General features: G+C 53.6%; 14 protein-coding genes and 3 pseudogenes. 6 read left to right on the top strand and 11 right to left on the bottom strand.

What is annotated here, in order from left to right; genetic code table 11:
- Positions 1-203 precede the first annotated feature (203 nt).
- A pseudogene (locus tag QMG16_RS14675) lies at positions 204-1,103 on the top strand (IS256 family transposase); the annotation flags it as partial.
- 7 nt (positions 1,104-1,110) lie between these two features.
- Here QMG16_RS14675 and QMG16_RS14670 read toward each other — a convergent pair.
- Complete coding sequence (locus tag QMG16_RS14670; protein WP_281795447.1) at positions 1,111-1,905, bottom strand: IS5 family transposase; 795 nt, start codon at positions 1,903-1,905, stop codon at positions 1,111-1,113.
- Between the two features lie 115 nt (positions 1,906-2,020).
- On the opposite strand from QMG16_RS14670, the pseudogene QMG16_RS19750 reads away from it, so the two are divergent.
- Positions 2,021-2,359: pseudogene (locus tag QMG16_RS19750) on the top strand (transposase); the annotation flags it as partial.
- Here the strand turns inward: QMG16_RS19750 and QMG16_RS14665 are convergent.
- Positions 2,300-2,635, bottom strand: coding sequence for a site-specific integrase (locus QMG16_RS14665; protein WP_281795445.1), 336 nt, complete (start codon positions 2,633-2,635; stop codon positions 2,300-2,302). The pseudogene QMG16_RS19750 and the gene QMG16_RS14665 sit on opposite strands and share 60 nt — an antisense overlap.
- Positions 2,636-3,071: 436 nt before the next feature.
- On the opposite strand from QMG16_RS14665, the gene QMG16_RS14660 reads away from it, so the two are divergent.
- Entirely contained in the window at positions 3,072-3,335 is a 264-nt protein-coding gene (locus tag QMG16_RS14660) for a type II toxin-antitoxin system HicA family toxin (protein ID WP_281795442.1), read from the top strand.
- On the top strand, positions 3,328-3,540 hold the full coding sequence (locus tag QMG16_RS14655; RefSeq protein WP_281795440.1) for a type II toxin-antitoxin system HicB family antitoxin: 213 nt from the start codon (positions 3,328-3,330) through the stop codon (positions 3,538-3,540). Before QMG16_RS14660 ends, QMG16_RS14655 begins: the two co-directional genes overlap by 8 nt.
- Positions 3,541-3,719: 179 nt before the next feature.
- Here the strand turns inward: QMG16_RS14655 and QMG16_RS14650 are convergent, their stop codons facing one another.
- Positions 3,720-4,079 carry a DUF2917 domain-containing protein gene (locus QMG16_RS14650; protein WP_281795438.1) on the bottom strand — a complete coding sequence of 120 codons (360 nt, stop codon included), beginning with the start codon at positions 4,077-4,079 and terminating at the stop codon, positions 3,720-3,722.
- A 95-nt stretch (positions 4,080-4,174) separates the two neighbouring features.
- Here QMG16_RS14650 and QMG16_RS14645 point away from each other — a divergent pair, with 95 nt between their 5' ends.
- Complete coding sequence (locus QMG16_RS14645) at positions 4,175-5,665, top strand: aminotransferase-like domain-containing protein (RefSeq protein WP_281795436.1); 1,491 nt, start codon at positions 4,175-4,177, stop codon at positions 5,663-5,665.
- Positions 5,666-5,788: 123 nt separating this feature from the next.
- Here the strand turns inward: QMG16_RS14645 and QMG16_RS14640 are convergent.
- From QMG16_RS14640 to QMG16_RS14615, 6 genes and pseudogenes are all read right to left on the bottom strand, one after another.
- Positions 5,789-7,099 (bottom strand): annotated as a pseudogene (locus QMG16_RS14640) (SulP family inorganic anion transporter); the annotation flags it as partial.
- 351 nt (positions 7,100-7,450) lie between these two features.
- Positions 7,451-7,639: a hypothetical protein gene (locus QMG16_RS14635; protein ID WP_281795431.1), complete on the bottom strand. Its 189-nt coding sequence runs from the start codon at positions 7,637-7,639 to the stop codon at positions 7,451-7,453.
- 49 nt (positions 7,640-7,688) lie between these two features.
- Complete coding sequence (locus tag QMG16_RS14630) at positions 7,689-8,630, bottom strand: universal stress protein (RefSeq protein WP_281795430.1); 942 nt, start codon at positions 8,628-8,630, stop codon at positions 7,689-7,691.
- A 4-nt stretch (positions 8,631-8,634) separates the two neighbouring features.
- The gene (locus QMG16_RS14625) at positions 8,635-9,948 is read right to left on the bottom strand and encodes an Nramp family divalent metal transporter (RefSeq protein WP_373878747.1); all 1,314 of its coding nucleotides are present in this window, start codon (positions 9,946-9,948) and stop codon (positions 8,635-8,637) included.
- 532 nt (positions 9,949-10,480) lie between these two features.
- The gene (locus QMG16_RS14620) at positions 10,481-11,239 is read right to left on the bottom strand and encodes a YbaY family lipoprotein (protein ID WP_281795425.1); all 759 of its coding nucleotides are present in this window, start codon (positions 11,237-11,239) and stop codon (positions 10,481-10,483) included.
- A gap of 261 nt (positions 11,240-11,500) precedes the next feature.
- Positions 11,501-13,081, bottom strand: a complete 1,581-nt coding sequence (locus tag QMG16_RS14615; RefSeq protein ID WP_281795423.1) for a sensor histidine kinase — start codon at positions 13,079-13,081, stop codon at positions 11,501-11,503.
- A 396-nt stretch (positions 13,082-13,477) separates the two neighbouring features.
- On the opposite strand from QMG16_RS14615, the gene QMG16_RS14610 reads away from it, so the two are divergent.
- Complete coding sequence (locus tag QMG16_RS14610) at positions 13,478-14,656, top strand: acyl-CoA dehydrogenase family protein (RefSeq protein ID WP_281795421.1); 1,179 nt, start codon at positions 13,478-13,480, stop codon at positions 14,654-14,656.
- A gap of 45 nt (positions 14,657-14,701) precedes the next feature.
- Here QMG16_RS14610 and QMG16_RS14605 read toward each other — a convergent pair whose 3' ends face one another.
- Both QMG16_RS14605 and amaB read right to left on the bottom strand, forming a co-directional pair.
- Positions 14,702-16,483, bottom strand: coding sequence for a YgiQ family radical SAM protein (locus tag QMG16_RS14605; RefSeq protein WP_281795419.1), 1,782 nt, complete (start codon positions 16,481-16,483; stop codon positions 14,702-14,704).
- 110 nt (positions 16,484-16,593) lie between these two features.
- Complete coding sequence (amaB, locus tag QMG16_RS14600) at positions 16,594-18,126, bottom strand: L-piperidine-6-carboxylate dehydrogenase (protein ID WP_281795416.1); 1,533 nt, start codon at positions 18,124-18,126, stop codon at positions 16,594-16,596.
- Between the last annotated feature and the right edge of the window lie 266 nt (positions 18,127-18,392).

The following is an 18,392-nucleotide window of genomic DNA, read 5'->3' as shown; positions in this document are numbered from 1 at the left end:
AGTGTGTCGCTTCAAGGATCTGTTTGAAGCGAAGATTCAAAGATCATGTAGATGTCTTGTGATGCGGCGACTGGAGCCTATCCAGGCTTGATCACAGGGTAGTGTAAGATCTTTTGTGTAAATTCTTTTGGGTGACAAAAAAGGCGCTTTTCCTTTAAATGGGGGTCGACCAAAACCTTCCAAACAAAAAGAAGAAGCGCCAAATGAAGATCGAGCTCAATGTATCCGAGGTAATTTCTATTTTCAAAGAGATTCAGCAAAGCCCGGAAAAGATTTTCGAGATGATCCGGCTGGATGTTCGGGAGGCGGTCGGACGCTATCTGAGCGAGATGATGACGACCGAACTCACTCATTTTTTTGGAAGAGACCCTTACGAGAGAAAAAGCGACGCAGACAACTACCGGAATGGCTCTTATGACCGCAGATACACTCTAAAAAGCATCGGCGAAGTTTCGGTGAAAGTCCCACGAGACAGAAACGGTGAGTTCCAGACCCAGGTGCTTCCCCGAAGCAAGCAGTATGAGACCGAGATCGGGCGGGATCTTTGTTTGACGTTCCTTGGAGGAGTGAGCACACGAACGCTCTCTATTATGAGCCAGAGGCTCATTGGCCGAAAGATCTCCCACACCGAGATCAGCGAGGCCAGCCGGGAGCTGATTGATTCGGTTGAGCGATGGAGAAATAGGGATCTTTCAAATGAGCCGGTGAAATATTTCTTTATAGATGGTGTCAATTTTGAGATGCGGATGGGGGACTCCATCGAGCAGGTTTCCGTACTCGTTGCCATCGGAGTTACCGAGGAGAGACACAGGCTGGTAGTGGGGCTTCAGGCCGGAGACAAGGAGTCGGCGCCAAATTGGAGGGAGTTTTTTAAGGATCTTAAAAGAAGGGGTCTTGATCCCGAAAAAATCACCCTCGGAGTAATGGACGGACTTCCCGGCCTTGAGAAGGTCTTTAAAGAGGAGTTTCCCAGAGCCCGAGTGCAACGCTGCCAGGTGCATGTTGCAAGAAACGTCCTGGCCAAGGTCCCTCAAAAATTCAAGCAGGACGTAGCCGACGGGATGCGCTCCATCTTCTATGCCTCCTCTAAGAGCCTGTTTTGGAATGAATTCATGACGGCGACAATCGCTTGATCATCAAGTGGATCATACTGATATGAACCATGGCCTCGCTGGTCTTCTCCAATTCCTCGTAGTCTTTGCTGAGCCGCCGGGAACGGCCAATCCACCCGAACGTGCGTTCGACGACCCACCTGCGAGGAAGAACAACAAAACCCTTTTGGCCTTCTGGACGCTTGACGATTTCGAGAATCCAGCTTCCAAAGGCTTGCGCCCAATCAACCAGCTTTCTGGCGTAACCGCCGTCTGCCCAGATGAGTTTGAGTCGAGAAAAGCGTCCGGCGATTCTCATCATGACCAGCTTTGCGCCATCTCTGTCTTGAATGGCTGCTACGTGTACGACCACTGCGAGCAGGAGCCCCATCGTATCGACCACGATGTGACGCTTGCGACCGTTGATCTTTTTCCCGGCGTCATAACCGTGAGGGCCACCCGCTTCGGTGGTCTTCACGCTTTGACTGTCAATGATCGCAGCGCTTGGGCAGGCGTCCCTCCCCACGCTGACTCGTACCCCAACGCGCAAGAGATCCGATATTTGTTCCCACGTGCCTCGGATTCGGAACTGCCGAAGGTGGTAGTAGACGGTCTGCCATTTCGGAAAGTCATGGGGCAGCATGCGCCATTGGCAACCAGTCCGGACAACGTAGAGGATTGCATCGAAAATCTCCCGCAGGCAGATCACGCGTGGTCGGCCCAAGCGTTTGGTGAAAACGTGTTCCATCAACAATGCCAAAAGTGTTTCCCACTGCTTGTCGGTAAGATCCGTGTCATATCGGCGCCGTTCCATAGTAAGCCTCCAAGGTTGGGTGGTCTGTTGCCACCGTACCTTGCCCCGCTGGAACGCCGATGTCCAGTGGAGAGTGAATTACTCACGGGCTTGTAGTTCCAAAACAGGCTCTAAGGAGAAATCGAAAGAACTTTTCACGGAGTTCAAGGCAAAATGGGAAAAGGATCTTCCCTTCCCTCGGCGGTCAAATGTCTGGAAAAAAGCCTTGAGGCATGCCTGACCTTTTTTTAACTTTCCTGAAGATGAATGGATCTCTTTAAGGACAACAAATATCATCGAGAGACTTAATAAGGAATTCAGGCGAAGAACCAAACCGATGGAAGTCCTGGCGGGAGAGCGGTCCTGTTATACGCTACTTGCTTTCATTGCTCTTAAAATGGAGCTGCACTGGTGGTCAAACCCTCTTGGAAAAGTGCGAAAGAATTTGCCTCTTTGGAAGCAATTGGAGGCTTAAAGAATTTACACAATTCAGTTGACAGTACCGTTGAAGCACGTTGACAAAAAAGAACTTGATGCCACTGTATGCGATACGAAGTGTGGCGGCAGACCATTTGTCGGTGTTTCTGCGGTGGAGAAAGTAGTCTTCCAGTTCGGGCTCGCTGATCTGATCGGGGGTCTTCTTGTAGAAGTCTACAAGCAGACGTACCGCGCGCGTGTAGCACTCTTGAGTGCGCTCGCTCATTCCTGCGAGCTGAAGGGCTCTGATGGACTTCTCGTAATAGTCTTTCATGGTAACTCTCCTTATTTTGATGTGGATTTGGACGAAGAACTGCGTGTAGGAAGGTTACCATGAATCCATCAGGGTTACTGCAAATTGGCTGGCAAAGCAGGGATGTTGACGAGATGACAAGGATTAGGAGCGTCGGGTAAACCTGCCGCGTAGCGGCTTACTTGAACCTATGCACGTCAGGAAGTGACGCAGGAAACTAAATCTTGGCGATTTATAGACATCGCCAATGAAGTAAGCGATGTGTTCAACCTTTTTCTAAGCCTCGTTCCATTGGAACTTCTCGGATCAAGGTGGGATGAATACAAAAAAGAAAGAAATACCAATAGCATCGCCTAACGGTGCTGCACCTTACCGCTTTTCCGCTGCGCTCCAAAGTTGCAGGTGAGCTTTCACGTTCGGCACGCCAGGCATATGTCCGATCACCAAGAGAAATGATATGGGAAAATACGAGAAGCTGTTGTTCCGGATTCTGAGGGGCACATCAGATGCGAACATCGCGTTTGACGACCTGCGCCAACTTTTGCTGCGATTGGGTTTTGAAGAACGTAGGCGGGGCAGTCACCACATTTTCAGAAGAGAGCGGATTGAAGAGAAAATCAACCTGCAATGGGACGATGGCAAAGCCAAAGCTTATCAGGTGCGCCAAGTACGGGCAGTGATATTAAAGTATAAGCTGGGAGGCGAGCTGGAAAATGAATAAGTATGAAATCATCATATATTGGAGCAATGAGGATCAGGTTTTTGTGGCAGAAGCACCAGAACTGCCCGGCTGTGTGGCTCATGGAGAAACCGAGGAATTGGCACTCAAAAATATCAAGGATGCTATCCGGTTATGGATCGATATAGCTCGGGAATTTGGAGATCCGGTGCCGGAGCCTAAAGGACGTCGTCTGATGTACGCATGAAGCCTTTCAATTGCCGAACTTTTGCTTCCACCGGACCGCGCGGGACCAGCTGTTTGGATCATTGGGAGTTTTGGGTGCGCGGCCGGTGAAGCTGTTGTTGTGAGCACTCCGGTCATAGGAGTTAATGTAACAATGTCGCAATAGGGACCAGGGAACTTTGAAGGAAAAGGGGGGATGACTCAACTGCACCATATGCGAATCAAAGTGTCCTTCCGACCTCCCGAAACGATGACCTTGCCGCTTCGCTGCAACTGGAGGCTTTCGCCCGCTTCCAGGATGTAATCACAAGTGCGTTTTTGATGGGTCACCCACACAGCTCCCGCCGTACAGGCAATCCTGCACTGAGAGGAGACTACCATGGCAAAATGTTCACCCGGCTGAAGTTCAACCGTTTTGCGCAGGGGTATTCTTGAAAGGTCCGATGCATCCGAGGCGGTCAGGCGCTGAGCGACCGCGCGAATCTTTCGAAACAGCCTTTCCAGAAATCCGGTTTCCAGGTCATTGACGATACGGTTTTCAGGTGTCCAAGCTGTCCACATGGCTTCTCCTTCTTGATTTTGCTTTGTGCTGAACGACTCCTCCATCATGGTTGCAGTAAAGCAGCTTATCTGTTACAGGTACAGATGCAGTTTCCATGAAAGACGACCAGTACAGTTATTTCGTAGAGGGGGAAGACATGTTGGATCGAAAGGCGGTAGCGGAACCCTATCGCTACACTCTGGTGGGGAAAAGCATTCTGGAACTCATCGAGTCGGGAACGCTGAAACCGGGAGATAAAATCCCTTCACTCAGGCACATGAGCACCAAAATGCGGGTGAGCATCGCCACGGTTTCCCAGGCCTATGTGGACCTGGAAAGCCAGGGAGTGATCGAATCCAAACCCAAGTCCGGCTTTTATGTGCGGTCCAATTTCAAGAGGCTTCCGCTGCCGGATCTCCGGCAAGGCTCCCGCATCGAACCGAGGGAAGTGAACCGGAGCGAACTCATCCGGACCGTAAAAGAGCTGGTGGGCCGAAGGGATATGCTGCCCTTCAGTGTGGCCTGCCCGGACGACTCGTTGCTTCCCGTGCGAGAACTCAGCAAGATCATGGCATCGGTCCTGAGGGATTCCCCCAGCTGCGCCATCGGCTACGAGACCGTTCGCGGCAACGCGGAACTGAGAAAGCAAATTGCCTTGCACTGCATGGACGCCGGAGCCACGGTCATGCCGGACGACATCATCATCACGTCTGGAGCCATGGAAGCCATATCCACAGCCATCCGCTGCATCACCCGGCCGGGCGATATCGTCCTGATCCAATCCCCCACATTCTATTGTTTCCTGCAGCTCCTGGACACCCTCGGGCTCAGAGCCATTGAAATCCCCTCACGCCCTGAAGGCGGTATTCTGCCCGCTGATGTCGCCGGCGTCATCAACCAGTTCGACGTGCGGGCCTGCATTTTCAATTTCAACTTCAGCAACCCGGATGGAAGCCTTCTCCCCGTCGAAGCAAAAAAGGAGATTGTGGATCTGCTGGCGGAAAAATCCATTCCCCTCATCGAAGACGATGTCTCGGGAGACCTTTACTTCGGCCCCGATCGCCCACAGGTTTGCAAGAAATTCGACAAGAGGGGCCTTGTGATGCTCTGTTCCTCCTTTTCCAAGACCATATCCCCGGGATACCGTGTGGGGTGGCTGGTGCCCGGAAAATTCTACGAGAAGGCCCAGGACATCAAGACCACTTCCAGCATTTGCACGGCCAGCCCCTCACAGATGGCCATCGCCGAATTCCTGAGAACCGGCAAGTATGACCGGCACCTGCGGAGGCTTCGAGCCGCCATAGAAAAGCAAATGCAGGCCATGCAGCTGTGCGTGAGCCGATATTTTCCCCCGGAAACGAAGGTCACACGGCCTCGGGGTGGATTGGCCCTGTGGATTGAATTGCCCCAGTATGCCGATTCCAGGGACTATTTCTATCAAGCCAGAGCGGAAGGCATCGGAGTGGTGCCGGGACTGATTTTTTCTTCTCAGGACAAGTACAAGAATTTCATACGGCTGACCTGCAACGGGACCTGGAGCGAAGAAATCGAAGCGGGAATCCGGAAGCTAGGGAAACTTGCTGGAAAGAACGGGGTCAGCCCTTGACATAGGAAAAAATCAAGGAGAAAAGTTCTGCTTTAAAAGGAGGTGAAGTCCTCCTTGGCTCATGCCAACCAAGAGTAAAGATCAAACGCATTTTTGCCGGATTTCAAGATTCAAGGGCTGACCCCTGATTCCATTCGATCCCGGTTTACGTCCCAGCACATAGACCGCTGGATTGGCCGTCTGGTAAGCGATGGAGACCAGAGAAACTATGATGGCAACAAGGATTCCCTTCAGGGTCCCCAGCACGACCACCCCGGCAAAAGCGGTGAAAGCCCAAAGGAACTCCATTCGTCGAACCTTCAGGATATCTCGGAACTCCAAGGGCTTGATCAACCCAATGGAGTAGACGATAACCACCGCCGCCAGCGTAGTTTGCGGCATCAGCCCGATGAGAGGGGCTAACAGGAGCATCGTCACCAAAGTCGCTCCTGCGGTGACCAAGGCGGCGAACTGTGTCTGTGCACCGGCAAGGCGGTTCACAGCGGTCTGGGAAGTTCCACCCCCGGCAGGCATGGATCCCAGCAAGGCACCGCCCACATTGGCAAGCCCGGTTGCCAGCAATTCCTGGTTCGCTCGAACAGGAGGCTCGTCACTCCTGCCAAAGGCACGCCCGGCAGCGATTGTCTCGGTGAAGCTCATCAGTGCAATGCCCAAGGCTCCAGGCCAGAGCCGTTCGATCAGGGAGAAATCGGGCACGATGAACGGTGGTAATCCCTTGGGAATGTGGCCGACAGAAGCAACACTATATTCCTGCAATCCGAACAACCACATGCCGGCAATCCCGGCTGCGACAGTGATCAATGGAGCCGGAGCCTTCGGAAAACGCCACTCCAAAAGCACCAGAATGGCCACCATCAAGGTTCCAACAGCCAGCGTTGCCATCGATGTGTTTGGGAGGCCTTGAAGAATGTTGAATAAATTGTAGAAGAAGGAACCCTTGGGGAGGTGAATGCCCAACAATTTCGGGACTTGGTCCAAAACAATCACGAACCCAATTCCTGCTTTAAAACCTACCAGTACCGGTTCGGAGATGAAGTTGGCGATGAAGCCCAGCCGTAAGAATGAGGCCAGCACGAGAATGACTCCCACGAGGAGCGTCAGTGCGGCCAAAGCACTCAGAAGAGACACCGGATCACCTTCTGGAACGACCTGACCCAGCTGCGTCGCCGTCAGGATAGCGATCGTGGTGCTGGTGCTCACGCTGAGCGGCCGAGATGTCCCGAACAGCGCATAGACGAGCATCGGCAGGAATGCCGTATACAGTCCTATTTCCACCGGCAAGCCGGCAATGGTTGCATAGGCCATCGCCTTGGGAATGACCACTGCTGCGGTGGTCAGACCGGCAATTACATCCAATCGGACCCATTTTTTGTGGTATCCGAAGATCCAATTCAATGCTGGAAAGTAATCGTGGTCGCGTCCGTCTGTTACCATGGGGCTCTCATATCGGTTGTTGTTCTATGTAAGGGATCCGCCGATGGACTGCAGGGGTACAGATGACAATGAAGTATTGTCCGAAATACGAAAAAAAACACAATAGCGCAAAAGTCACCCGGGAAAATCTGATCCTGTCGGTTGCGCATGTCCAAGAGCTTGGATGGATAGAGACAGCCGTCAGGGTAGCGATTTCCCTTCCCTCTCTAAAGAGCCTATCCAAAAACCTACCTCGGCAGCGGACACCCCCTTTAATTCCCCCCTCAAGGGGAGACCAAGGGGGGTGTCGCAAAGTCCACAGGTGGTTTCTGGATAGGTTCTAAGTACCGGTCTTCGTAATCACGCAGCTGTTTACCCATACTTTTTCGTAGGAGTGGCATCCTGCCGCGACAAGGCCAAGCCTGTTGCGAGCATAACCATGTTTATGCCGCGATGCTCCGTCCAACTGCAGACTTCCCTTTTGCGGCGCTTGAGCCAAAAGTTTTCAATGATTTCAGTCTGTGGCGGATATCCCGTCAGGGTTTCAGTCTCCACGATCACCTGTCTATCATTGAAAATATCCGGATTTGAGAGCATTGGGGTCAGGGCGTTATTTCCCGCCCTGCTGCTCGTCCCGACCGGTGTTCGACCTCTCGCCTACCGGCACCAAGAGCAGCGGAATATGTGACCTTCTTGCAACTTTGGGAGTCAGGCTACCAAACCAAAATGATTCCGTGCTGGTTTTGCCGTGTGTGGCCATCACAATCAAATTACTGCCAGCCCGCCGGGCAGCTTTTACAATAACGCGCGCCGGGTCGCCGCGGCGCGCTTCCATGGTAATTTTTATCCCCGTTTCGTTGGCGGAGCGAATCAAGCCTTGCAAGTAGTACAAACCCAGCGCCTGGTGGATCTCCAACATGGTGTTGACGGTGCTTGGCAGGCGGATAGCGCTGGCGGTCTGCTCCCCGGGAAGAGTGGAAATGGTGTGAACCACCATCACCAGATGGAGGGAAGCGGAACCGATTTGGGCCAGTTGCAAGGCCACATGAAAACCCTGTTCGTGTTCCGGATTGCCATCCAGGGGTACCAGTATATTCAGCGGGTCGAATTTTTCCGGCTTTTCCAACTTGCCAGGATAAAGCATCAGCACCGGCTTGCGCCCCAAATTTAATACCTGTTGGGCGAGACTTCCAAAAATGAATCGCGGCAGACCGCCGCGACCGTGGGTGCAGATGGCAATCAGATCTCCATCGAACTCGGCGCCATGGGCGACAATGCTTGGGGCGACGTCATCTACAGCGGTTTCATGGACATGCGCTCTTACTTCGATGGAGAACGGGAAGAATTTTTCCTTCACCTGTTCCAAATAAACCACCGCCTCTGCCGCAGTAGTCAGATGGCGCTCTCCGTGGATCTTCTGTGGCGCGTTTTGTTCGATGATGTGCAAGAGCGTCACCCGCGCCCGCATGTAGCGCGACAATTGAACCACCAGGGGCAAAATCGCTTCGGCCCACGCCGATCCGTCCAGCGGCACGATCATGTGTTTGTACACGGCCTCAGCCTCCGAAGAACGTCTGATACAGCAAGAATAGGTTAAGCAAAATGATCAAGGCAGCTACGATTGAAATCAAAACGTTCGTATACCAACGGTTGACCAGCACTCCCATGAGGTTCTTGCGGGTAGTGAAGAGGATCAACGGGATAATGGCAAATGGCAACCCAAAACTGAGAATAACCTGGCTGATAATCAGAGTACGGGTAGGATCCAGTCCGATCAAAATTACTATCAAGGAAGGCACCATAGTCACCAGACGGCGGATCCAGACCGGGATCTGCTGGCGGAGGAAACCCTGCATGACCACCTGGCCCGACATGGTTCCCACCGAAGAGGACGAAAGCCCGGAGGCCAGCAAGGAGATGGCAAAAATCGAGCTTGCTGCTGATCCCAGCAGCGGGTTCAGGGTCAGGTAGGCTTCTTCAATGGTAGCCACATTAGTCACATCGTGGCCGTGAAAGGTTGAAGCTGCCATCAGGAGCATGGCGGCGTTAATCAATCCTGCCACTCCCATGGCGATAGTGACATCAGCTACTTCGAAACTGAACAACCTTTTCATCTGGACCGGATCGCGCGTTACGATGCGGCCCTGCGTCAGTGCAGAATGCAGGAAAATTACGTGTGGCATTACCGTAGCGCCCAAGATGCCCGTTGCCAGCAACACACTCTCATTCCCGGCAAAATGTGGCACCACTGCATGGTACATCACCTGTCCCCAATCTGGCTTGTCCAGGATGGTTTCAATCAAGTAACTTATGGAAATAACGCCGACCAGGGAGGTGATCACCGCCTCCAGAGGACGAAAGCCGTACCGTTCCAACCCCAGAATGAGAGTAGTGGCGAAAGCGGTTAGAAAACCGGCGATCCACAATGGAAGACCCAACAACAGGTTAAAGCCTACGGCAGCCCCTATGAATTCAGCAAGGTCGGTCGCCATGGCGACGACCTCCATTAATAGCCACATTCCAATCACCGTTGGGCGAGAGAAGTTGCAACGGCACAGTTCAGCCAGGTTTTGGCCGGTGCCGATGCCCAGCTTGGCTGAAAGGACCTGGATCAACATTGCCATCAGGTTGCTGGCAACGACCACCCACAGCAACGTGTAGCCGAATTGAGCTCCGCCCTGGATATTGGTAGCAAAATTTCCCGGGTCGACATAAGCCACACTGGCGATAAAAGCCGGCCCCAGGAAAGGCAACAAGCGCGCCGGGCCACGCTTCCTGTACTCCCCGGACAAAATCTCCGACGCGGCCTCCAGTGCCCTGTCGTCGGTCAGTAAGCGGGGTTTGGATTTTGATTCAGATTCCCGTGGCATCATTTGTCGTACGGATCATATGGTGATGACAAAAGCCTTCATCCTTTATGGGAGATGTTGCAGGCATTAATTGACTGCAGTTTTTGTTCTGTCCAAAGAAGTTACGAGCCGGAGTCTCTTTGCCTTTCCGATCGATATTTCGAGTCTGAATATAATTATGGAACGGAACGATCGCAGGAGCTTCTTGCAAATATTTCCGGTTCATCCGATAAATGAGTACCCGGGAGTTGAAAAAAAGGATCGTTTCCCTGTCGGTGTTCTTTCTATGCAGAAAATAATCCTGGAGCTCGCTTTCCGTGATGAGATCATTGGAAGAAACCGGCTACAGCATTGTGGCTTTTCCCACCGCAGCCACTTATGCCATAAACATGACGGGCCGTCGGAGATCTGATGGAGGAAATTCTGAAGGAAGGCATCTCGGAAGGGTTTCTCGACAAGATAACGACCTTTGATGAGAGCCTCCTTTGGCTCATGCCAACCATTGGTAAAGGTCAAACGCAGCCCAGATCACTTTTTTGGCAGATTTCAAGATTCAAGGGCTGACCCCTGATTCCACTACAACTTCCACCGTATCGGGGTTCCCCTGCGTGAGGACAGGATGGGGCGATGTGTTGGTGAAAAGGGTCTTCCCGCCCACCGTAATACGGGCCTCGATTTCATACCGGTGATTCGGCTGGATGTCTGCCGGGTCATAAGAAACTTCGAAGGAAATGGGCACATGCCTGGTATGAGCGACGGTCTGAGTTCCAATGGGCACGGCCGGCACCTCACGCCGGGTAACATCCACCAGGCTGACCTGAAGCACCGCCTGGGGCGGAAGGACCGTCCGCTGCGAAAAGGTGACCGTTCCCGCCACCTTTCCCCGTTCCGACTGACGTCCCATTCCCCGCTGCCTGCTGTAGGTCCCGGCAAGGTAATCCTCGGGAGCACTCAATGTCAAAACCGAGTCCGTCAGTTCCTCGATTTTGAACCTGCTTTCATAGGGCTCGGGATACTTCTCAGTGTTGGTCGTGAGCACCAACGTCTCACCATCGCGCCGCCAGTTCAGCCCCCTCAAGCTGTATATGTTGACCAGTTCCAGTGCGCCGTCCTTCCGGATGTTCAATCCTTCCGTTCCCTTCACACCGTCCCGGATCTCACGCGTCCAAATTCCCACAAGAAGCTGGTTCCTGTCCTTCACCTCCGCCTCCTTTGCAATGGGAATTTCGGGAGGCCCGGGTGCCATCTTAGAAACTGCGCAACCGGCGATAAAATTCAGCAAGATCACTCCGAAGATCCATACGTTTTTCATGACAAATCCTCGTTGGAAAGAGTAGAGTTTTCTCCGGGACTCGGGAAACGTTCTCCAAAATTACAGGTTAACAGGTCCATGCTCGAAATAGAAATCCACTCTTCGAACCCGATTCGAGTCCCCTCTTGTCGACGCCCCCATATGTAGCGCCACGGACTTCCCAACGCAAGCGTTGTCCCCATGCCTGGAGGAGAAAACGGAATTTCCCGGCTGCAACCTTTGCGAATCAAAATAAGAAGATGCATTCATGCTCATCCAATGTCACAGCTCTTTGCTGATGGAAAAATAGAAGGTCGCTCCCCTCCCGATTTCCGTATCGACCCAAACCTTTCCACGATGTTTTTCCACCACTTCCTTTACGATGGCCAATCCGAGGCCGGTCCCCTCAACCCCCTTGGACGTTTCATTCCGGCGAAAGAGCTCGAAAATTCCTTCACATTCTTCCCTCCTGATTCCCACCCCATCGTCACTCACGGAAAAAACATGAAACTTGCCGTCATCTCGGTATCCGATACGGATTTCGCTCATAGCCGGCCCGCCATATTTCAAAGCGTTGTCCACCAGGTTCCGGAACACCCGCAAGAGGGAAAGCCTGTCGGCCTTTATGGGTGGGATTCTTTCCTGATGCACCCATTGGATCTGCCGAACTCCAAGAAGGGCACAAAACTCGTCCCTTACCATCTCGATCACTTCCGTCGGCTGGATCCTTTCAAAATTGAGAGGCGTCTCTTTGGTTCTGATGAAAACGTTGATTTCCTCTACAAGAGCAACCACCTGTTCAGAAGCCTTCAGGATCTGTTCACAGTATTTCTTTCCCTTCTCATCCAGAATATTCGCATACTTTTTATAGAGAAGACGCGTCAATCCGTTGATGCCGACGGCAGGACTCTTGATATCGTGAGATACGGAATAAGCAAACCGCTTGATCTTTTCCGCATTCTCCCGAAGGGCCCGCTCCATCCGCTCCCGCTCGGTGATATCGAGAGAATATTCAATGATCTGAAAGACCTCTCCCTTCTCATCAAAAATGGGGTAGGCATGCACTTCCACATTCCTGAGATTTCCATGCCGGTCGTAATGGAGGTGCTCCACGGTGACCGGCCTCTTTGTCGCTTTGACCGTCTCCAGGGGACACCTGTGTTCGGAACCATCGCAAGGAGCGGACCTCCTGTGAGTCAGGGCATAGCAGGTCATGGCGGGTGGTATGGGACCGTGAACCGCCGCGGAATTGGCCATTTGAATTGTATAATCATTGGCATCGAGGACATAAAAGGGATAGGTCAGGGCTTCCAGAATATTGTTCAGAAACTTGTTCTGCCGGATGATTTCCTCTTCGGCCCGTTTCCGCGCGGTGATGTCGGTCAAAATGACCATGGATCGCACCACCTTGCCGGTCTCATCCTTTTCCGCAACAGCTGAAAGGAGTACTTTCAGAATTTCTTTATTCTTCTTGACGTATTCGTACTCCACATCCCGGCAAAACCCTTTTTCAAAGAACTCCGGAAGAACCACCTCTTCGGCGTACCGGCGCGAAGCCTCCGTCAAAAAATCTGTAGATTTTCGACCAAGAACTTCGGATGCTTCGTAGCCCAGGGTCTTCAGCCAGTGATTGCTCACATGGATGATCCTGTCGTTGGAGTCAATGGAATGCAGCATGATGGGAGCCGCTTCATACAGCATGCGGCAGCGCTCCACACTCTCGAGAAAAGAGTCATTGTAGAACTTTTCCCAAGCTGTACCCATCGGATGCTTTTTTTCATTTGCCTCCAGTCGCGCAATCTTCCGGCGCAGTCGGTCCAACTCGCACATCAGCTGTTCTCGGGTCTGAGTTCTTTCTGTCATGGATTGTACCTCTGAACCTCGGAAGGAACCGTCTTGGATTCTTTGAGTCGGCCTCGCTGAATCTCTGTTCGTCCCCTCTCTTTCCTGGAGAACGCTCCGATCAAGAAGAGGCCACCAAGACATGAAAATTGAATCGCATCGACACTTTTTAAAAACATTATAGCTCAATTTAAGCATCAAGCGATTCTTTTCCATAGATAACTTACATTACAAAAATCGACTGTCAACGTACCCTGGTAGAGAGACCCAATACAGCCCCGAACCACTTTGCGTGGTAGCCATGAGAGCGCCAAGTGCTTATTTTTTAAATTTATAAGGCCGGACAGGCTGGAGACGGGCAGGGCAATGGTTCAACGTGAGACGATCACTCTTGGCACCTCCGGAGGAGAAAACGAAATGAAAGCATTCCAGGGAGTGGATTACTATCATGTGGATGACCTGCTCTCGGAAAAAGAGCGTCACCTGCGCGATAAGGTCCGGGATTGGGTTGAAAGCCGGTATATGCCACACGCAGCCGATTATTTCGAAGAAGGGATCTTCCCTGAGAAGCTCATTCCCGAAATGGCGCAACTGGGCCTCTTGGGAATCAAACTCAAAGAATTCGGAGGCGGGGGCGCAAACAATGTGATGTACGGACTGGCCTGTCAGGAACTGGAGCGAGGGGACAGCGGTCTGCGCTCGTTCGTTTCCGTAATGAATTCTCTCGTCATGCACCCCATAGCCGCCTTCGGGACGGAAGAACAAAAAAATCGCTGGCTCCCCGCCATGATCCGCGGAGAAAAGATCGGCTGCTTCGGCATGACCGAACCCGAAGCCGGCTCAGATCCTCAACACATGCAGACACGGGCGCAAAGGGAAGGGGATGAGTATATCCTGAAAGGCCGGAAGATGTGGATCACCAACGGCAATATCGCCGACGTCGCCCTCATTTGGGCTCAAACCGGAGAAGGCATCCGCGGATTTCTGGTGGAGCGGGGGACTCCCGGCTTCAAAGCGCATCCTATTAAGCGCAAATTTTCCATGCGCGCGTCGGTGACTTCCGCTCTTGTTTTGGATGACGTGCACATCCCTGCAGAAAACCTCCTGCCCGGCACAACGGGGCTCCGATCGGCCCTGAGCTGCCTCAACGAAGCGCGGTACGGCATCGCATGGGGAACGGTGGGTGCCGCCATGGCCTGCTATGAAACCGCTCTCAATTACGCCAAAACCCGCATTCAGTTCCAGGTGCCCATAGCCTCCTTCCAGCTCGTACAGAGCAAACTGGTCAAAATGCTGACCGAGATCACCAAGGCTCAACTGCTCTGCATGCATCTCGGACGCATGAAGGACGAAGGCAAAGCCCGCCACACTCACATTTCCATGGCCAAGATGAACAATGCATCCGAAGCGCTCAAGATCGCCCGCGCTGCCCGTGACATCCTGGCCGCAAACGGCATCAGCCTGGGATATCCCGTCATCCGGCATCTCCTGAACCTGGAAACGGTAAACACTTACGAGGGAACGCAGGACATTCACACACTGGTCCTCGGGCACGACATCACGGGAATTCAGGCATTCGCCCCCGAGGCCACGTGAAACAGCTGGATACAATTGAGGAGGGAAAAAGGGTGTTACCGGACTCTACATCGAAGGAACCCTTGACGATCGTCTGCCTGGTTTCGCCTTTTTGCCTTGTTCCCAAGGCCGCATTTCTTCGAGAAGCAACCTTTGTGTCCTGCGTTCCTTGCCTCCCCGGGGAACATGAATGGGTTTGAGCGTGTCCCGGTCGAGGCCCGTCACATACATGGCCGTGGAAAGGGTTCCTGGGGTCGGCGTAAAATCCTGGAATTGACGGACGGAAAGCCCCATTTTCCTGATCTTTCGGGCCAACATTTCCATGTCTTCAAGAGTGCATCCGGGGTGCGCCGATATGAAGTAAGGCGTAAAGAGGATTTTTCGGCCCCTCTTTGCTGCGATATCCCTGCATTTTTTCAGAAAATCCGGCAGGCACTCGGACCCGCTCTTGTGCATCAGCCGCAGGATTTCAGGCTCGGTGTGTTCGGGAGCAATCTTCATGGCGCCGGGAATGTGATGGGTCAGCAGCCGTATCAGCAGCCCGGGGGTGCGCAGCAGCAGTTCCATTCGAAGGCCCGAAGAGACATGCACATGCGTGACCCCATGGACAAGGGAGACCTTTTCCAGCAGTTCCAGAAAAGCGTTTTCTTCCACCCGCAGGTGAGGGCAAACTTTTGGATAGAAGCAGTCGTGCCGGCTACAGGGAGACGGTTTGGCGCAGGAGGTACCGTACAGATTTGCGGTAGGGCCTCCCAGATCACTGATGGTGCCTTTGAAGTCGGGCATTTGGGTGATGCACCGCACTTCCTCCAGGATCGATTCACAGCTGCGGCTGGTCACCTGCGGGCCCTGGTGCCTGGCAATGGCGCAAAAGGAACAATTCCCGGAACATCCCCGCACGATGGTCACAGAATGGCGGATCATGCGATACGCGGGGACATCTCCCGCCGACGGGTGCGGGGCACGGGCAAAGGGAAGAGTGTAGAGCGCATCCAGTTCTGTCACACTCAAGGGTTCCGCCGGCCGGTTCTGAAGCACCCACATGGCCTGCTGGCGCTGGAGGAGCGGAACCCGGGAAAGCGCCCTGGCATGGCTGTCTACCGCCAGTTCCACCGTCATGAACCGGCTCACATCGGTTCGGAGCACATCCCAGGATTCCAGCACGAGAGGCGGCTCGTCGAAGGTTCGTGCCTCCCGCTCCTTGTCGCTGAGCCGTTCGCAGGTCCCCGGTATGCCGGTCAGATCCTCTCCGAGTTCCAGTCGCCGCGCGATTTCGAGCACCGCACGTTCTCCCATGCCAAATACCAGGAGATCCGCCTTGGCATCGGTCAAAAGCGAAGTGCGAAGTTTTGCCTGCTGATAATCGAAATGTACAAACCGCCTCAGGGAAGCCTCGATCCCGCCTAGAATTACAGGCACATTCCCGTAGGCGGCACGCGCCAGGTTGGAATAGATGAGCGTCGCCCGGTCGGGTCTGCGCTTGGCAACCTTAACCTTTTCTTCTCCGAAATAGGGATTGCCGCCGGGGGAATAGTCGTCCCGGTCTCTCACCTTCGCATTGCCGGTATAGTTGGCCACAATGGAATCGAGGTTTCCCGCCGAAATACCGAAAAAAAGGCGCGGACGCCCAAAGCGTTGGAAATCCTCGGGGGAATCGTAGCGGGGTTGAGCGAGGATCGCCACCCGGTAGCCGTGAGCCTCCAGCCAGCGCCCGATCAAGGCAATGCCAAAAGATGGATGGTCTACGTAGGCATCTCCCGTCACGAGGATCACATCCACCGCATCCCAACCACGCTGGAACACCTCTTCCCGCGTGGTGGGCAAGAACTTGTTTTTAATCACTTTCATTTAGCGAGCTATCCTGAAGAAATTGAATTATGGCGGGGCTTCTTCTCATGGGCGAAGCTCCGCTTTTGCCCATTCTGCCTAAGCCTCTTTATCATTGAGGATATTTTCCACTATTCCACATCGAACCGGACCCCTTGTGCCAGGGGCATTTCCCCGGACCAGTTGATGGTCGTGGTCTGACGCCGCATGTATGTCTTCCAGACATCCGACCCCGCTTCCCGGCCTCCGCCCGTTTCCTTCTCGCCGCCGAAGGCTCCTCCGATTTCCGCCCCCGATGTCCCGATATTGACATTGGCGATACCACAATCACTGCCCCTGTGGCTCAGGAAATATTCGGCCTCACGAAGGTCGTTGGTGAAGATGGCCGAGGAAAGCCCCTGCGGCGCGCTGTTATGGTATTCGATGGCCTCCTCGAGCGTTTCGTAGGGAATCATGTAAAGAATGGGGGCAAAGGTTTCCTGCCGGACGATTGGGTAGTCGCTGCGGGCTTCGCATATGGCCGGTGTCACATAGGTCCCTGCATCGTAGAGCCCACCCGAGAGCACCTCTCCACCGTAGAGCACCCGGCCGCCCTGCGCTTTCAAGGCCTCAAGAGCTTTCTGCATTTTCGCCACCGCCTCCCGGTCGATCAGGGGCCCCATGAGGACTCCCTCTTCAAGGGGATTTCCGATGGGCACTTTTCTGTAAGCGGCCACGAGGGCATTCGCCAGGGAATCAAAAATACTTTTATGAGCAATCACACGGCGTGTGGTGGTGCATCTCTGGCCCGCAGTGCCCACAGCCCCGAAAAGAATGGCTCGAACCGCCAGGGAAAGATCCGCATCCGGTGTGACGATGACGGCATTGTTCCCCCCTAGTTCCAGGAGAGACCGTCCCAGGCGGGCGCTCACCGCCTGCGCCACTTTACGCCCCATGGCCACACTTCCCGTGGCGGAAATGAGGGGCAGTCGGCGGTCCACCACCAGTCGTTCTCCGACATCGCGGCCGCGCCCGATCACCACACTGAGAATTCCTTCGGGAAGCCCTTGTTCTTCGATCACGCGCCCCACGATTTTCATGGTGGCAAGGGAGGTGAGAGGCACCTTGCTCGACGGTTTCCAGACCACGGTATCTCCCGCAATGAGGGCGATCATGGCGTTCCACGACCATACGGCCACAGGAAAGTTGAACGCGGTGATGACGCCGATGGGCCCTAGGGGATGCCACTGTTCATACATGCGATGGCCCGGCCGTTCGCTTTGCATGGTAAACCCGTAGAGCATTCGGGATTGACCGGTCGCAAAGTCCGCAATATCGATCATCTCCTGAATTTCTCCTTCCGCCTCGGAACGGATCTTTCCGACCTCGAGACTCAAAAGGGCGGCGAGGTCCCGCTTCCGCTCCCGCATGGCATTGCCCATGCGCCGAACAACTTCCCCCCGCAAGGGAGCCGGCACCCCGCTCCATGCATCGAAAGCCGACACGGCCCGGTCCATGACCCGTTCATAATCCTCATTCGATGCCTGCTTCACTCGAGCTATGATCCGGCCATCCACAGGGGAAACGGATTCCAGAATATCCCCTCCGCATTCCAGCCACTCCGTACCGGTACCCGCTCCTGAATTTACCGGCGATAGATTCAGTTTTTGCAATATTTCCTCCATTTTCTTCTCCTTCCCACCCATCCTGCAGTCATATAAATACTGTGAACAGTTGAAAACCTTGACTTCTGTATGTTTTGTAGGAGCGCCTTCCATGCACGATTTTTTGGGAGCCGGCTATTTTTGTCGCGGCTGGAAGCCGCTCCTACAAGATCATCAAGAAGTCAGGATCTCATCCGCGCGGAGTATAATCCAGGAGTAATACGGAGCCTTACTGGATTGGGAGAAATTTGAGTGCGCAAAAACCGGAATCGGTTTGAAACACGCTA

The sequence above is a fragment of the Desulforhabdus amnigena genome (genome assembly GCF_027925305.1).
Lineage (GTDB): Bacteria > Desulfobacterota > Syntrophobacteria > Syntrophobacterales > Syntrophobacteraceae > Desulforhabdus > Desulforhabdus amnigena.
The sequence above is the reverse complement of the archived record's forward strand: the minus strand, read 5'-3'. Positions and strand labels throughout refer to the sequence as shown.

Bases quoted from the DNA above. Each gene is read 5' to 3' on its own strand.
- QMG16_RS14660 (WP_281795442.1), top strand. From the start codon at position 3,072: ATGGGAAAATACGAGAAGCTGTTGTTCCGGATTCTGAGGGGCACATCA.
- QMG16_RS14605 (WP_281795419.1), bottom strand. From the start codon at position 16,483: ATGAAAGTGATTAAAAACAAGTTCTTGCCCACCACGCGGGAAGAGGTG.
- QMG16_RS14615 (WP_281795423.1), bottom strand. From the start codon at position 13,081: ATGACAGAAAGAACTCAGACCCGAGAACAGCTGATGTGCGAGTTGGAC.
- QMG16_RS14650 (WP_281795438.1), bottom strand. From the start codon at position 4,079: ATGTGGACAGCTTGGACACCTGAAAACCGTATCGTCAATGACCTGGAA.
- QMG16_RS14610 (WP_281795421.1), top strand. From the start codon at position 13,478: ATGAAAGCATTCCAGGGAGTGGATTACTATCATGTGGATGACCTGCTC.
- QMG16_RS14620 (WP_281795425.1), bottom strand. From the start codon at position 11,239: ATGAAAAACGTATGGATCTTCGGAGTGATCTTGCTGAATTTTATCGCC.
- QMG16_RS14670 (WP_281795447.1), bottom strand. From the start codon at position 1,905: ATGGAACGGCGCCGATATGACACGGATCTTACCGACAAGCAGTGGGAA.
- QMG16_RS14655 (WP_281795440.1), top strand. From the start codon at position 3,328: ATGAATAAGTATGAAATCATCATATATTGGAGCAATGAGGATCAGGTT.
- amaB (WP_281795416.1), bottom strand. From the start codon at position 18,126: ATGGAGGAAATATTGCAAAAACTGAATCTATCGCCGGTAAATTCAGGA.
- QMG16_RS14665 (WP_281795445.1), bottom strand. From the start codon at position 2,635: ATGAAAGACTATTACGAGAAGTCCATCAGAGCCCTTCAGCTCGCAGGA.
- QMG16_RS14645 (WP_281795436.1), top strand. From the start codon at position 4,175: ATGAAAGACGACCAGTACAGTTATTTCGTAGAGGGGGAAGACATGTTG.
- QMG16_RS14625 (WP_373878747.1), bottom strand. From the start codon at position 9,948: ATGCCACGGGAATCTGAATCAAAATCCAAACCCCGCTTACTGACCGAC.